The organism is Actinomadura craniellae (genome assembly GCF_003289645.1).
GTDB classification, from domain to species: Bacteria; Actinomycetota; Actinomycetes; order Streptosporangiales; family Streptosporangiaceae; genus Actinomadura_D; species Actinomadura_D craniellae.
This window is the reverse complement of record NZ_QLYX01000023.1, coordinates 1-15,447: the sequence shown is the minus strand read 5'-3', so window position 1 is coordinate 15,447 and position 15,447 is coordinate 1. Positions and strand designations below refer to the sequence as shown.

At 75.0% G+C, this 15,447-nt stretch carries 11 protein-coding genes and 1 pseudogene; 6 read left to right on the top strand and 6 right to left on the bottom strand.

The features are described from left to right. Positions 1-50 precede the first annotated feature (50 nt). Positions 51-3,308, top strand: a complete 3,258-nt coding sequence (locus DPM19_RS32775; RefSeq protein WP_111871981.1) for a BTAD domain-containing putative transcriptional regulator — start codon at positions 51-53, stop codon at positions 3,306-3,308. A 43-nt stretch (positions 3,309-3,351) separates the two neighbouring features. On the opposite strand, the gene DPM19_RS32770 is transcribed toward DPM19_RS32775, so the two are convergent. Continuing rightward, the gene (locus DPM19_RS32770) at positions 3,352-4,167 is read right to left on the bottom strand and encodes an ABC transporter permease (RefSeq protein ID WP_111871980.1); all 816 of its coding nucleotides are present in this window, start codon (positions 4,165-4,167) and stop codon (positions 3,352-3,354) included. Then, a complete protein-coding gene (locus DPM19_RS32765) occupies positions 4,164-5,174 on the bottom strand; it encodes an ATP-binding cassette domain-containing protein (RefSeq protein WP_111871979.1) in 1,011 nt (336 codons plus the stop codon). Before DPM19_RS32765 ends, DPM19_RS32770 begins: the two co-directional genes overlap by 4 nt. A 299-nt stretch (positions 5,175-5,473) precedes the next feature. Here DPM19_RS32765 and DPM19_RS32760 point away from each other — a divergent pair, with 299 nt between their 5' ends. Together DPM19_RS32760 and DPM19_RS32755 are read left to right on the top strand one after the other, a co-directional pair. Further along, positions 5,474-6,070 (top strand): PH domain-containing protein, encoded by a 597-nt coding sequence (locus tag DPM19_RS32760; protein WP_233511065.1) that lies wholly within the window; start codon positions 5,474-5,476, stop codon positions 6,068-6,070. Next, positions 6,067-7,482: a PH domain-containing protein gene (locus tag DPM19_RS32755; RefSeq protein ID WP_111871978.1), complete on the top strand. Its 1,416-nt coding sequence runs from the start codon at positions 6,067-6,069 to the stop codon at positions 7,480-7,482. The genes DPM19_RS32760 and DPM19_RS32755 overlap by 4 nt, the downstream gene beginning before the upstream one ends. A 17-nt stretch (positions 7,483-7,499) precedes the next feature. On the opposite strand, the gene sepH is transcribed toward DPM19_RS32755, so the two are convergent. The 3 genes from sepH to DPM19_RS32740 all read right to left on the bottom strand — a co-directional run bounded on the left by sepH (position 7,500) and on the right by DPM19_RS32740 (position 12,172). Continuing rightward, positions 7,500-9,308 (bottom strand): septation protein SepH, encoded by a 1,809-nt coding sequence (gene sepH, locus DPM19_RS36630; RefSeq protein ID WP_233511064.1) that lies wholly within the window; start codon positions 9,306-9,308, stop codon positions 7,500-7,502. Positions 9,309-9,620: 312 nt separating this feature from the next. Next, entirely contained in the window at positions 9,621-10,940 is a 1,320-nt protein-coding gene (locus DPM19_RS32745; protein WP_111871977.1) for a D-arabinono-1,4-lactone oxidase, read from the bottom strand. 35 nt (positions 10,941-10,975) lie between these two features. Next, positions 10,976-12,172: an MFS transporter gene (locus DPM19_RS32740; RefSeq protein WP_111871976.1), complete on the bottom strand. Its 1,197-nt coding sequence runs from the start codon at positions 12,170-12,172 to the stop codon at positions 10,976-10,978. Positions 12,173-12,309: 137 nt separating this feature from the next. Here DPM19_RS32740 and DPM19_RS32735 point away from each other — a divergent pair, with 137 nt between their 5' ends. The 3 genes from DPM19_RS32735 to DPM19_RS32725 are packed head-to-tail and all read left to right on the top strand — an operon-like array spanning position 12,310 to position 15,319. Continuing rightward, the gene (locus DPM19_RS32735; protein WP_233511062.1) at positions 12,310-13,431 is read left to right on the top strand and encodes a lytic transglycosylase domain-containing protein; all 1,122 of its coding nucleotides are present in this window, start codon (positions 12,310-12,312) and stop codon (positions 13,429-13,431) included. 52 nt (positions 13,432-13,483) lie between these two features. Next, entirely contained in the window at positions 13,484-14,470 is a 987-nt protein-coding gene (locus DPM19_RS32730) for a ferrochelatase (RefSeq protein WP_111871974.1), read from the top strand. 36 nt (positions 14,471-14,506) lie between these two features. Further along, positions 14,507-15,319: an inositol monophosphatase family protein gene (locus tag DPM19_RS32725; RefSeq protein ID WP_111871973.1), complete on the top strand. Its 813-nt coding sequence runs from the start codon at positions 14,507-14,509 to the stop codon at positions 15,317-15,319. Here the strand turns inward: DPM19_RS32725 and DPM19_RS32720 are convergent. After that, positions 15,316-15,447, bottom strand: a pseudogene (locus DPM19_RS32720) (integrase core domain-containing protein); the annotation flags it as partial. The gene DPM19_RS32725 and the pseudogene DPM19_RS32720 overlap by 4 nt on opposite strands.

The following is a 15,447-nucleotide window of genomic DNA, read 5'->3' as shown; positions in this document are numbered from 1 at the left end:
CGCCCGCACACGGCGTCCCGCGGGCGGAGCGGGCGGGGGACAATGGGCGGGTGCGGATCGGGATTCTGGGGCCGCTGGAAGTGCGGGCGGACGGCCGGCCCGTCGAGATCGGCGGACCCCGGCTGCGCGCCCTGCTGACCCTGCTCGCCCTGCGGGCGGACCGCCCGGTGCCCGCCGAGCAGCTGATCGACGACCTCTGGGCGGGCGACCCCCCGGCGGGCGCCGCCAACGCGCTGCAGTCGCTGGTGTCCCGGCTGCGCGCGCTGCTGGGGCGGGACCGCGTCGCGTCCACGGCCGGCGGTTACCGGCTCGCCGTCCCGCCCGCCGCCGTGGACGCCTTCGACTTCGAGACCCGGGTGGAGCGGTCCCGAACGAGCGCCGACCCGGCCACGACGGCGGACGGGCTGCGCGCCGCACTCGGGCTGTGGCGCGGCCCCGCCCTCGCCGACGCGGCCGACCTGCCGTGCGCGGCGGCCCCGATCGCCCGGCTGGACGGGCTGCGCCGCGCCGCCCTGGACCGGCGGATCGAGGCCGACCTGGCCCTCGGCCGGCACACCGAGCTGATCCCCGAGCTGAGCGCCCTCGTCACGGCCGACCCGCTGCGGGAGCCGCCGCGCGGCCAGCTCATGCGCGCGCTGCGGGCCGCCGGGCGGCGGGCGGAGGCGCTGGCGGTGTACGAGGAGACCCGGCGATCGCTCGCCGACGCCCTGGGGGCCGACCCGTCCCCGGAACTGCGGGCCGTCCACCTGTCGCTGCTCCGGGACGAGGAGCCCGTCCCGCCACCCGCGGACGCCCCGGGCCCGCGGCCCCGGCGCACCAGCTTCGTCGGCCGCGAGGACGAGATCGACCGGATCGTCGGGTTGCTCGCCGAGACACGGCTGGTGACGCTCACCGGGCCCGGCGGGGCGGGCAAGACCCGGCTGTCCCTGGAGTCGGTCGACCGGCTGGCCGGCCGCTCGCCGGACGGGGTCCACCTGGTGGAACTGGCCCCCCTCACCGACCCGGCCGAGGTGCCGTACGCGGCGCTCACCGCCCTCGGACTGCGGGACGCGCCGCCGGTGCCCGCCCCCCGAGGCCGGTCCGCCGAGGGCCCCGGGCCCCTCGCCCGGCTGGCCGGGGCGCTGGCGACCCGGCGCGCGCTGCTGCTCCTGGACAACTGCGAGCATCTGGTCGACGCCGCGGCGGACCTGGCGGACCGGCTGCTCGCCGCCTGTCCCGGGGTGCGGATCCTGGCCACCAGCCGGGAGCCGCTCGCCGTCCCGGGGGAGGCGCTGTGGCCGGTGGAGCCGCTGCCGTCCCCGCCGGAGGGCGCCGACGCCGCGGCGGCCCTGCGCTCTCCCGCGGTGCGGCTACTGGCCGACCGGGCCGCCGCCGTGCAGCCCGGCTTCGCCGTCACCGACGCCAACGCTGCGGCGGTGACGGCGATCTGCCGGGCGCTGGACGGGATGCCGCTGGCCATCGAGCTCGCGGCGGCCCGGCTGCGCGCCTTCACCCCCGCGCAGCTCGCCGGCCGGCTCGACGACCGGTTCCGGCTGCTCACCGGGGGCAGCCGCACCGCACTGCCCCGGCACCGCACGCTGCGCGCCACGGTGGAGTGGAGCTGGGACCTGCTCGACCCCGCCGAGCAGGTGCTCTGGCGGCGGCTCTCCCTGTTCTCCGGCGGCGCCACCGTGGCGGCGATCGAGGCGGTCTGTGCCGGGCCGGGGCTGCCCGCCGCGGACGTCCTGGCCACCCTCGCGGCGCTGGTGGACAAGTCGCTGGTGACCGTGACCGGCGACGCCGAGCCCGCGGAGGAGCCGCGCTACCGGATGCTGGAGACGCTCCGCGCCTACGGGCTGGACCGGGCGCAGGCCGCGGGTGATCTCGACCGGACGCGGCGCGCCCACACCGCCCACTTCACCGCCCTGGCCGAGGCCGCCGAGCCCCGGCTGCGCGGCCCGGAGCAGCTCGCCTGGCTGGACCGGCTGTCGGCCGAGCACGACAACCTGCACGGGGCGCTGCGCCGGTCGCTCGCGGCCGGCGACACGGCCGCGGCCGTCCGGCTGGTGGCCGCGCTGGGCTGGTACTGGCTGCTGCGCGGGCACCTCACCGAGGGTGGGGAACTCGCCGACGCCACGCTGGCCCGGCCCGATCTCGGCGCGGATCGCGCCACCGCCCTGGCCTACATGGTGAGCGCGCTGACCGCCATCGAGGGCACGGGCCGCTTCGACCGGGCGGGCGACTGGTTGCGGGCCGCACAGGAGGTCGTGGAGTCCCTGGACGGCGCCGCCGGGACGTCGCACCCGCTGCTGCGGCTGCTCGAACCGCTGTGCCTGATCTACGAGGCCGGCGGGTGGCGGCGGACCGGGCAGGCGCTCGTCCCCCTGTTCGAGGACCCCGACGTCTGGGTGCGCGCCTTCTCCCGGCTGCTGTACGGGCTGGCCATGATCAACGAGGGTCTGGCGGAGGAGGCCGAGGCGCACTACACCGCGGCCCGGGAGCGGTTCCTGGCCTTGGGGGAGCGCTGGGGGCTGGCGTTCGCCCTGTCCTCGCTGGCCGAGGTCGCCAGCTGGCGGGGCGAGCGGCGGACGGCCGTCGATCTCTACACGGAGTCGTCCCGGCTGCTGACCGAGCTGGGCACCAGGGAGAACTCGCCGCACATCCACGTGCGCAACGCCTACGAGCTGTGGCTGCTGGGGGAGCGCGACCGTGCCCTCGCACTGGTCGAGTCGGTCCGGGCGAGCGCCGAGCGGACCGGGTCGATCGAGGCCCTGGCCGGTGCGGAGTACGCGTACGGGGAGTTCGCCCGGCGGCTGGGCGACCTCACCGAGGCGGGCCGGCGGTTCGACCGGGCCCTGGAACTGGTGGGGGGCACGGACGGCCGGCCACACGCCCCGCCCCAATTCAGGGCGATCATCATCTCGGCGCAGGGATTGCTGGACGCCGGCCGAGGCGACCTGGAGCGGGCCCGCGCCCGCCATGCCGAGGCGATGCGCGCGGCGATCGCGTCGGAGGACTCGCCGGTGGTCGCGCAGACGGTGGTGGGCTTCGCCGACCTGGCGATGCGTGCGGGCGACCCGGCGGAGTGCGCCGAACTGCTCGGCTGCTCCGACGCGCTCCGCGGGATGCCCGACCGGTCGTCGCCGGACGCCGTGCGCCTGGCCGAGGAGGCCCGTGCCGCCCTCGGCCCGGACGGCTACGCGGCCGCGTACGCCCGGGGGCGCGCGACGGCGTCCGAGGACGTGCCGGCCCGCCTCGGTGTCGAGTGCCCGGCCGACCGGCCCGCACCGACCGCGGCGGGGCCGGACCCGGGACGCGCCAAGAGGTGACCGCGCCCGGCCCCGTCACCTCCCGGCACGTCCCGCAGCGGCTTCACACGCGGCGGCGGAACTGGCGGATCGACAGCGGGATGCACACCGCGGCGATCAGCGCCCCCCACAGCAGGGCGAGGGCCGCGTGCTCGGCCACCGGGCCGCCCACCAGCAGCCCGCGGACCGCGTCGACCAGGTGGGTCACCGGGTTGTTGCGCATGACGAACGCCAGCCCGCTGGGGATCCCGTCGAGCCGGGGGATAAACGCGGTGCTCAGGAAGCTCAACGGGAAGATGATCACGAATCCGAAGATCTGCACCTTCTCCGGCTCGTTGACCGACAGCCCGATGAGCACCGAGGACCAGGAGACGAGCATCGCGAACGCCAGCAGCAGCAGGAACGCCCCGCCCAGCGCGACGATCCCGGTCTCGATCCGGAACCCGATCGCGTAGCCCACCGCCAGCAGCACCGCCATCGACCACGCCTGCTTGACCGTATCGGCCATGATGCGCCCGGCCAGCGGCGCGATCCGGGAGATCGGCAGGCTGCGCAGCCGGTCGAAGATGCCCTTGGTGATGTCGATGTTCAACCCGAAGCCGGTGCTCATCGTGGCGAACAGCGCGTTCTGCGCGATGATGCCCGGGATCACGATCGGCAGGTACGCCTCGACGCTGCCCGCCATCGCCGGCCCGAAGACGTAGGCGAACAGCAGCACGAACATCAGGGGCTGGATGCTGAGGTCGATCAGCTCCATCGGGTTGTGCTTGATCTGGACCAGGCTGCGCCAGGTCAGGGTCAGGACGTTGCGGCCGGTGGTGGCGGGCGACACCCGCCGGTCGAGCCGGGGCGCGGCGGGGACCGTGGTGGCGGCGCTCATCGGGCGGCTCCTTCCTGGACGAGCCCGCGCTCGCCCTCGGCGGTGTCTTCGGGGGCGGCGCCGTCGGTCTCGTCGGTCTCGGCGCGGTGGCCGGTCAGCGCGAAGAACACCTCGTCGAGGCTGGACTTGCGCAGCGACAGCTCGGCCACGGTCACGCCCGCCTCGTCCAGCCGGCGGACCACGGCGGGCATCACCGCCGGGTCGCCGATCGGCGCGCTGACCAGGCCGTCGCGGACCTCGGGCGGGGCGCCCACCAGATCGCCGACGACCCTGGCGACGGTCACCTCGTCGGCCGAGGTGACCGGCCGGACCTCCAGCACCTGGCCGCCGGCGTGCGTCTTCAGCTCGTCGGGGGTGCCCTTGGCGATCGCCCGGCCGTGGTCGATGACCACGATCTCGTCGGCGAGCTGGTCGGCCTCCTCCAGGTACTGGGTGGTCAGCAGGACGGTCACGCCGTCCCCGACCAGACCCCGGACGATGTCCCACAACCCGCCCCGGCTGCGCGGGTCGAGCCCCGTGGTCGGCTCGTCGAGGAAGAGGATCTGCGGCCGGCCCACCAGGCTGGCCGCCAGGTCGAGCCGGCGGCGCATGCCCCCGGAGTAGGTCTTGGCGGCCCGCTCGCGGGCGTCCCACAGGTCGAACCGCTTGAGCAGTTCCTCGGCGCGCGCCCGGGAACCGCGCCGGGACAGGCCGAGCAGCCGGCCGATCAGCAGCAGGTTCTCGGTTCCGGTCAGCATCTCGTCGACGCCCGCGTACTGGCCGGTCAGGCCGATCAGCTGGCGTACCCGGTGCGCGTCCTTGACGACGTCGTACCCGCCGACGGTCGCGGTGCCCCCGGTGGGGCGGATCAAGGTGGCGAGCACCCGGACGGCGGTGGTCTTCCCGGCCCCGTTCGGGCCCAGCACCCCGAGCACCGTGCCGGTCCGGGCGGCCAGGTCGACCCCGGCCAGCGCCTGAGTCTCGCCGAAGCGCTTCACCAGGCCCTCGGCCTGGATGGCGTAAGTCATGAATTCTCCCTGATAAGGCGAACACCGGACGGCTGGAGGTGAGGGGGCGGCCCATCACGTTAGGCGGCGAACGGTGCGGAATGCATCCAGTTTTCAGGTCGGTGCTGATGGGACCCTGGCCGCACGTTGACGGTGCCCTGACAGGGCGCTGACATACCCCTGGCGGTCTGCCGGCGGGGCTCGGCGGCTCACGGGCACCCTTGCACGGGGGTCTGACAGAACCCGCGGAACCGGCCGTCCCCGGACATGATGCCCGGGCGCTCCGGCCCAGGTAGGCGTGGCAATCTAGACTTCACAGGGTGACCTCGACGCGGCCCGCCGACGACGGCCCGCCCGCGCAGCGGCCCGTCCGGCCCGTTCCGGAGCGTGCGACCCGCTCCGGGCCGTGGCTCAGGCCGCCCGCGCACCGGGTGTCGCCCCGGGCCATGGCGCACTGGGCGATCGACTACCTGATGGCCTGGGGGCTGGTCATCGCGGTCGTCTGGGGCGCCGCCGCGTGGGCCGGCTCCGACGCGGGCTGGTCGGGCATGCCCGGCTGGCTGGCCGACCGCCTCTGGTGGCCGCCGATCGCGATCACCGCGCTGGGGCTGCTGGTGTCCGCCGTCGCCCCGGTGTGGCGGTACCGGGTGCACCGCTGGGAGATCAGCGCCGACGTCGTCTACACCCGGACCGGCTGGTTCAGCCGCGAGTGGCTGCTGGTGCCGGTCGGCCGCATCCAGACGGTCGACACCGGGCAGGGCCCGCTGGAACGGTTGCTCGGGCTGGCCACGCTGGAGATCAACACCGCCTCGCACGCCGGGTCGTCGCTGGTCGCGGGCCTGCCGGTGGATCTGGCCACCCGGCTCGCGGAGCAGCTGGCGCACCGCGCCCACACCCTGGGCGATGACGCCACATGACCGGCCGCGCCATCCGGCTGCATCCGCTGACCATCCTCGTCGGAGCGATCCGCGAGCTGATCGCGCTGCTGGTGGCGGGCGCCGCCGGGCTGGCGGTCGGCGGGCTGTCCACCGCGTTCTACTTCACCCTGCTGGGGCTCGGCTTCGGCCTCGTCCTGCACCTGGTCAAGTGGGCCACGTTCACCTACACGGTGCACGACAACCGGATCGAACTGCGCCGCGCGCTGATCGGCCGGTCGGTGAAGATCATTCCGCGGGAGCGCGTCCGCGGCGTCGACATCAGCTCCACGCTCCCGCACCGGCTGCTCGGGCTGGCCGTCGTGCACGTCGACGCCGGCTCGGACGGCGGGGACGGCACGCTGAACGCGGTCTCCCGGCAGGAGGCCGACCGGTTGCGCCGGGTGCTGCTCAGCCACGTGGCCGAGATGCGGCGCACCCCCGCGGACGACACCGAGCTCGCCCGGGCGTCCCCCCGCTGGAACCTCTACGCGCCGCTGGGCGGGACCTACCTGCTCACCCCGTTCGCGGTGGCCGGCAGCGTGCTCGGCACCCTCTACAACCTCGGTGACGAGTTCGGCTTCATCGACGAGCGCCGGCTGTCGCATCTGGGCCGGGACGTGCTCGGGCTGCCCGTCACGGTCGGCGTGGTGGTGGCGCTGCTGTTCCTGGTCGCCATGCCGATCGGTTCGGTGATCGCTTTCGCCCTGTTCAACTGGGATTTCTCACTGCGGGCCCGGGGCGAGGAACTGATCGCCGAGCGCGGCCTGCTCACCCGGCGCACCGTCTCGTTGGAACGCCGCCGGATCCGCGGGGTCGAACTGATCGACAACCCGCTGGAGCGGCTGGCCGGCGCGGCCCGGCTGGGCGCCCTGGTGACGGGGCTGGGCGACGCGGCCCAGCGCGGCCGGCTGCTGCCCACCGCGCCGGTGACGATCTCCCGGGACGTCGCCGCGCGGGTGGTCGGCACGGTGCCCGGCCCGCTGGTGACGCATCCGCCCGCGGCGCTGCGCCGCCGCGTCGTCCGGGCGATTATCCCGCCGCTGGCGTTCACCGTCATCGCCCTGCTGGCCGGCCGGCCGTGGGCGGCGTGCGCCGGCCTCGTCCTGATGATCCTCGCCGTGCCGCTCGGCGCCGACCGCTACCACCAGCTCGGGCACGCCCTCGACCGGGACCGGCTGACGGTGCGCTCCGGGGCGCTGCGCCGGCGGCAGGCCGTGGTGGAGCGGCGGGCCGTGGTCGGCTGGCGGCTCCGGCAGACGCTGTTCCAGCGCCGGTTGGGCCTGGCCACGCTGGTCGTCGCGGTCGGGGCGGGCGAGGGCGGCTACCCGGCGATCGACATGGCCGAGCAGGACGCGGTCGCCTTCGCGGAGGAGGTCACCCCGGCCTGGGTGCGGCCGTTCCTGAACTCCTGAACTTCGGTGGCCGGACGTCAGTCGGGGCGGCGCGCACCGAACATGATCTCGTCCCAGGAAGGCACCGAGGCGCGCTTGCTCTTGGCCTTGCGCCGGTTGCCCCGGGCCGCCGGCTGCCGCGGCGGGGCCACGGTCTCGGCCGCCTCGGTCTCGCCGCCCGGATCGGCCGCCGGCTGGCGGGGCCGGGGGACCGGCTTGGACTTGGGCTTGGCGGGCCGCCGTCGCGTCTCCGGGGCGGTGGCCGGGCGGGGCGGTGCCGGCTGCTCCGCCGGAGCGGGCGTGGGGACCTCGACGGGTGGTGCCTGGGCCACGGGACCCTCCTCCTCGTTCTCCGCGGCGGGTGCCGCAGGAGTCTTCGGGGGGGTGGTGGCGGCCGGGGCGTCGGCCGCCGGATCCTCCGCGGCGGGCTCGGCCGGGAGTTCGGGCTCCGGCTCGGCCGGCGGGGATGCGGGCTTCGCCGCCGCGGGTTCGGCCGGGGGGGCCGCGGCGGCGGGTGGTTCGGGGGCAAGCGGCTCAGGGGCGGGCGGTTCCGGGTCGGCGGAGCCTTGCTCCGCCGGGCCGGCCTCGTGCTCCTCGGCCGCGACGGAGTCATCGGGCTCGGGCCGCTGCGCGGCGGGCGGCTCGGTCTCGGCGGAGCCCTCGGCCACGTCCTCGACGGGGTCGTCCGCGTGCGGGTCGGCCGCGCCGGGTGCCTCGTCCACGGAATAGTCCACAGAGTCGTCCGCGGCGTCGTCCGCGGTCCGCACGGTCTCGCCGGCCGAGGTGCCGGGACGCTCGTCCCGCTCCAGGGCCGGGCGGGCGGCGACGCCCTCGGCCGGTTCGGGCGCCGGTGTGCTCTCCTTGACGGCTTCGGGCGCCGCGGCCGGCGGCAGCGGGCGGGCGACCACGGGTGCAGGTGGCGCCGCGGGCGGCTCGGCGGGGGCGGGGCGCGGCACGGTGACGGCCGCGGGTTCCGGGCGGATCTCCCGGGGCGGCTCGGTCGGGCGCACCACGGAGGCGGCGCGTTCGGCGAGCCGGGCCGTCTCCTCCCGGGACGGCGGGCCCACGGGCCGGGCGGGCCGGCCCAGCGGCTGCGGCCGGGGGTCGACGATCCGGCCGCGTTCGACGATGTACTCGCGGCGTGGCTCGCCGGGCCGGCCGGTGGGGTCGGGCTCGGTGCGCGGGGCGGGGATCTCCCGGGCATCGGACACCACTTTCATGGCGGGGCGCCGGGGCAGCAGCGGGGTGACGGTGTCACCGGCGGGCTCGCGCCAGTCCAGCGACGACAGCCTGGCTGCCACCTCGTCCAGCGGGGAGAGATGGCGGCGGCGCGGGTCGAACATCCACTCGGCGGCGTGCGGGCGGCCTTCGTCGAAGAAGGACAGCCGTACCCGCCAGGTGCTGTCCTCGCATTTCCAGGCGTCCCACTCGACCTCTTCCAGGTCGACCCCACCCCGGCCCAGCCGCTCCTCGACCAGCTCGCCCAGCGGCGGTCCGGGGCTGGACTCGCCCGGCCGGCGGATGGTGACCCGCTGCGCCTGCTGCGCCATGTACTCGCGCTCCTGGAGCACGGGGCCCTCGAACCAGCGGACCCGCTCCACCGGGATGCCGGCGGACTCGGCGATCTCCTCCGCGGTCTCGCCGGCCCGGATCCGGGCCTGGATCTCCTTGGGGCGCAAGGGACTCTCCACTTCGATCTCGAACTGGCCGAGGCGGGAGAAGTGCCCACGTACAGCGGCACGCAGCCGGTCGTCGACGGGCAGGGTGAACCGGGTGCCTCGGCCCGCGGTCGCCAGCACGAGGTACGTACCGTCCTCGCTGACCGCGACGAGGCGCAGCTCCTGCATGCGTGTCCTTCCTGCCCTGTCCTTGCGACGGCTCGGGGCGCATGCGTGCCCTTCCCCCCGGTTTCCCGAAGTCTCCCCTCCGGACACGCCTGCTGCCAGCACCGTACCCGGCATGTCCGAACATCGCCGCTCCCGCAGTGCCTCATAGCTGCGGAGCCGACCGGACCAGCTTGCCGTTTCACCGGGGTGAGTGGTGCTGGCCTGCCCGTTTCTTGTGAATCCCTTGGGTTCCCTGTGCCGGGTGGGACACCTGTGGCCGGGCTAGGCCGCCCGCGGAGCGGGTTTCGGACAGCCTGTTGGTGACTTTCGGTCCTAGTCGCCGAAGACCCGGCGCAGGTAGGGGTTGGCGAACCGACGCTCGGGGTCGAGCTCGTCGCGCAGCGTCAGGAAGTCGCCGAACCGGGGGTAAACGGTCGTGAGGTGACCGGCGTCGCGGGTGTGCAGCTTGCCCCAGTGCGGCCGGCCGCCGACCGCGGTCATGAGCTCCTCCACTCCGGTGAAGTACTCCTGGTGCGGGTTGCGGTGGTACACGTGCACCGCGATGAACGCGGTGGGCCGGTCGTAGGCCATGGACAGCCAGGCGTCCTCGGGCGGCAGCAGGCGCACCTCGATCGGGAAGCTGATGCGCCAGCCGCGCCGGTCGAACAGCGCGCGCAGCTCGCGCAGGGTCGGCACCAGCGCCTCGCGCGGGATCGCGTACTCCTGCTCCTTGAACCGCACCCGGCGCGGGCTGGTGAAGACCTTGTAGGAGGTGTCGCTGTAGGTCCGGGCCCCCAGCGCCCGGGCCGAGACGCCGTTGACGGCGGGTACGGCGCCGGGCCACCGCCGGACGGTCCGGTTGACCGCCCCGAAGACGGCGTTGGACAGGAGTTCGTCGTCCAGCAGGTGCCGAGCCCGCGACAGCGGCCGGGCGGGGCCCTCGATCCGGTTGTTGCGCTTGGTCAGGCAGCCCTCGGTGTGCGGGAACCAGTAGAACTCGAAGTGCTCGTTGGCCGCGGCGAGTTCGTCCAGCCGGGCCAGGACCTCGTCCCACCGCATCGGCTCCTCCTGCGCGCGCAGCAGGAAGGCGGGGACGGTCCGCCAGGTGATCGCGGTGACCACGCCGAGCGCGCCCAACCCGGCCCGGGCGGCGTCGAACAGGTCGGGCCGCTCCTCACGCGAGCAGGTCACCGGCGAGCCGTCGGCGAGGACGAGTTCCAGGGCGGCGACCTGGGAGACCAGCCCGGCGGCGTCCCGCCCGGTGCCGTGGGTGCCGGTCTGGATGGCGCCCGCGACGGTCTGTTCCTGGATGTCGCCCATGTTGGCCAGCGCCAGGCCGTGGTCGTCGAGCAGCCGGTTGAGCGCGTGCAGTGGGAGCCCGGCCTCCACGGTGACCAGCCCGGACGCGGTGTCGATCGAGCGCACCGCGGTCAGCCCGTGCGGGCGCAGCAGGGTGCCCTCGGCGACCGCGGCACCGGTGAACGAGTGACCGGTGCCGGTCATCCGCACGGTTCCGCCGTCGGCCGCGCGGACGGCGGCCGCGACCTCCTCGACGGTGCGGGGTGTCAGGACGCGCCGGGGGACGGCTCGCTGGTTGCCCGCCCAGTTCCGCCAGGTCCGCTCGGCCGCGGTCCGCCTGTTCACGAGGGCCATGGCGGGACTCTACTCCCGAGTATCGTGAAAAGCATTCATGTTTGCTTGATCGCCAGAGTCCGCCGGCCGGCCAGCCCCACCAGCGCCGCGAGCACCCCCGCGGCGAGCGGGAGCAGGAACGCGGTGTGGGCGCCCCGGGCGTCGACGACCTGCCCGGCCGCCGAGGCGCCGACCGCCACCCCGATGCCGACCGCGGTCGACACCAGGGTGAGCCCCTCGGTCAGCCGGTGCGCGGGGACCAGCCGCTCGATCAGCCCGTATCCCGGGATGATCGTCGGCGAGATGGCCAGGCCGGAGAAGAAGATCACGAACATCATCGGGTGCAGCCGCGTGATCAGCGCCAGCGGCACCAGCCCGGCGACCATCAGCAGCAATCCCGCCAGGAACCGCCGGTCGAGCGGGACCGTCCAGCTCCGGGCGCCGTACCACAGCGCGGCCGACCCGCTGCCCAGCGCGTAGAGCGCGAGCAGCACCCCGGCCAGCTCCCGCCGGCCGTCCTCGGCCGCGAACGCGATGGCGGTCACGTCGACGGCCCCGAACACCGCGCCGAGCATCAGGAAGACGACCACCAGCACGCGCACCCCGGGAACGCCCAGCGCCGTCCCGGCTCGGCCGCCCGCGTCCCCCTGCGACGGCGGCTGGCTGCGCCGCTGGGCGGCCAGCACCAGGGACCCCACCAGCGTGAACAGGCTGGCCGCCGCCACCCCGCCCGCCGGATGCACCTGGGTGGCCAGGAAAGTGACCAGAACCGGCCCGGTGACGAAGATCAGCTCGTCGAGTACCGACTCGAAGGAGAACGCGGTGTGCAGGGGCGGGCCGCCGGCCCGGGCCCGTAGCGCGTGCGTCCACCGGGCCCGGACCATCGCGCCCAGCGACGGGGAGGTCAGGCCGACCGCGCCGGCCGCCGTGAACAGCGTCCATACCGGGGCGCCGAACTCGGCGCAGAGCACCAGGACGGCCGCGCTCGCCGTGTTCGCGGGCACCAGCCTGACCAGCACCCGCCGCTGGCCGTACCGGTCGGCGAGCCGCCCGATGACGGGGGAGGCGGCGGCGAAGCAGAGGGCGCAGACCGCCGAGACCGCACCGGCGATACCGTACGATCCGGTAACCGCCGAGACGAAGAGGACGATGCCGATGCCCAACATCGACATCGACATGCGCCCGACGAACCCCGCGGCGACGAAGACCCGCGCCCCGGGGACGGCGAGCAGATCCCGGTACGGACCGACCACCCGTTTTTCCCCGTATCCCCAGTTCGGAGGCCCCTTCCTCCGATGCCCGGAGCACGTTACCCGTAGTTCCGGTGTCCCAGGGCCGGTGGCCCGCCGGCCCTGACGGGCCGGGACGAGACGAGAGGCCGGGAGGGAAAGTGGCACGAGCACCGCGCGTCCCCACCGTCGGACGGCTCGCGGCGGCCCTGGCGGTCGCCGTGGCCGCCACGCTGGCGTCCGGAGTGATCGCGGCGGTGACCGCCGGTTCCTCACCCGGCGCCACCCGGCCGGCCCCGGCGCCCCGCTCGTCCGGCGCGGTGACCAACGTGGGCACCGACGGCGGGCAGCTCGCGCCGCTGCACCGGATCGTCCCACCCGACCTGCTGGCGGTGACCAAGATCCCGATCGGCCGGGCCCGGGCGCATCGGCTCGCCCGGATCCCCCAGGTCAGGGACGTGCTGGTGCTGGCGGCCGGGGCCGTCCAGTTGCAGGGCCGCCAGGTCAACGCGTTCGCGGTCGAACCCGCCGCGTTCCGGTCGTGGACGCCACCGGGCACCGCCAAGCGGTCCGAGCTGTGGACGGCCCTGGCCGGCGCCCAGCTCGTCGTCTCCGACCAGGCCGCGCGGACCCTGGGCCTGCGCCCCGGCTGGGAGTACCCGGTGGTCGGCAAGAACGTCGAGAACCTGCGGCTGGGCGGCGCGGGCCCGCTCGGGATGCCCGGCTTCGACGTGCTGGTGAGCCGGAGCACCGGCGAGCGGCTCGGGCTGGTCCCCGAGGTCGCCGTGCTGATCAACGCGCCGGGGGCTGATCCGCGGCGGCTCGCGGTGGCCGTCCGGCGGGTCCTCGGCGGCTCGGCGCAGGTGCTCGACCTGAACGCCGCCGAGAACCGGGCCTCCGCCGGCGGCTCCAGCTACCTGGACCTGTATCGGAAGGCCGCCGCCACCTGCCGGGGCCTGTCGTGGACCGTCCTGGCGGCCATCGGCCAGATCGAGAGCGACCACGGCCGCAACGCCGGCCGCTCCAGCGCCGGGGCGCTCGGCCCGATGCAGTTCATGCCCGCCACCTGGCAGGCGTACGGGGTGGACGGCGACGGGGACGGCCGGGCCGACATCATGAACCCCTACGACGCGGTGCCGTCCGCCGCCCGGTACCTGTGCGCCACCGGAGCGGGCGCGGGGGGCCGCCAGCTCTATCAGGCGATCTGGCACTACAACCACGCCGACTGGTACGTGCAGAAGGTGCTGGCCCTGGCCCGGGCGTACGCCACCCGGTACCGCTGAGCGCACGGGGCACCGCGCACGGGGCACCGGGCGGGCCTGGTTGGATGGAGTCATGCCGTCGCATGACGCCTTGTTGCTGCTGTCCTTCGGCGGGCCGGAGGGGCCCGACGACGTGCTGCCGTTCCTGCGGAACGTCACCCGCGGCCGTAACGTCCCCGACGAGCGGCTGGCCGCGGTCGCCGAGCACTACCACCGGTTCGGTGGGGTCAGCCCGATCAACGGGCAGTGCCGTGCGCTCAAGGCCGCGATCGAGGCCGACTTCGCCGCGCACGGCGTCGACCTGCCGGTGTACTGGGGCAACCGCAACTGGACCCCGTACCTGGCCGACACGCTGCGTGAGATGGCGGCCGACGGGGTGCGCCGGGCCGCGGCCTTCGTGACGTCCGCTTACAGCTGCTACTCGTGCTGCCGCCAGTACCTCGACGACATCGACCGGGCCCGGGCCGAGGTGCCCGGGGCCCCGGAGATCGACAAGCTCCGGGTGTACTGCGGCCATCCCGGCTTCGTCGAGCCGTTCGTCGAGGGTGCCCGCGCCGCGCTGGCCGAGCTGCCGGCCGGCGCGCGCCTGGTGTTCACCGCGCACAGCGTGCCGTTGGACCAGCCCGGCCGGCAGCGGTACGCCGCCGAGCTCGCCGCCGTCGCCCGGACCGTCGTCGAACGGGCGGCGCCCGGCGCGCCGTGGGACCTGGTCTACCAGAGCCGCAGCGGCCCGCCCGCGCAGCCCTGGCTGGAGCCCGACGTCCTCGACCACCTCGGGAAGCTGCACGCGGCCGGGACACCGGCTGTGGCCGTGGTGCCGATCGGGTTCGTGTCCGACCACATGGAGGTCAAGTACGACCTCGACGTGGAGGCCGCGGAGCTCGCCGCGCGGCTCGGCCTGGCTTTCCGCCGGGTGCCCACCCCGGGTACCCATCCGCGTTTCGTGGCGCTGGCCCGCGAGCTGCTGGCGGAGCCGCCCGGCGTGCCCCGCTCGGTACCGGGTACGTTGCCGCCGCGCCCGGACTCCTGCTCCCCGGGCTGCTGCCGCCGCACCTCCTGATCATGGGAGAGTGGTGCGGACCAAGGGGGATTTCTCATGACAAATCTGGCTGATGAGTTGCTCGAACTGGCCGTGGCGACAGCCCGCGAGACGGGCCGCATGCTGATCGACAAGCGTCCCGTCGAAGGCCCCGCCGTCGTTTTGACCAAGTCGAGCCCGACCGACGTCGTCACCCAGATGGACCAGGCGGCGGAACGGTTGATCGTGGAACGCATCCGCGCGGTCCGGCCCGACGACGGTTTCCTCGGCGAAGAGGGCGCCGCGAGCGGCGGCAGCAGCGGGGTCCGGTGGATCGTCGACCCCATCGACGGCACCGTCAACTACCTCTACGACCTGCCCGACTGGGCGGTCAGCATCGCCGCCGAGGTCGACGGCCGCGTCGTCGCAGGGGCCATCGAGATGCCGCGGCGCGGCGAGACGTACACCGCGGCGCTCGGCCGCGGCGCGCTGCTGCACACCGCGACCGGCACCGTCGAACTGCGGGTGAACGCAGAGGTGCCGCTGGACCGGGCCCTGGTAGCCACCGGGTTCGGGTACGCGGCCGAGCGCCGGGCGCACCAGGCCGCCGTGCTGACGGAGGTGCTGCCCCGGGTCCGAGACATCCGCCGGGGCGGCTCCTGCTGCGTGGACATGTGCGCGCTGGCCACGGGCCGGGTCGACGCCTACTACGAGCGCGGTACCCAGCGCTGGGACATCGCGGCGGGTTCGCTGATCGTCGAGGAGGCCGGCGGAAGGGTCGGCGGCCTGGCCGGGGCGGCGGCCGGTCCGGAGTTCACCCTCGCGGCCGGTCCGGGGACCTTCGAGGCCCTGCACGACCTGCTGGCCCCGCTCGATCCGGCCCGCGACTAGCTGTTCTGTCCTGACAGGTTGGTGACGCGGCTGGCGGGTGGTTGGCCGTCCAGGGCGGTGTGGCCGCGGTGGTGGTTGTAGGTGTGGAGCCAGGTGGGGAGTGCTTGGCGGCGTTGGGTTTCTGAGGT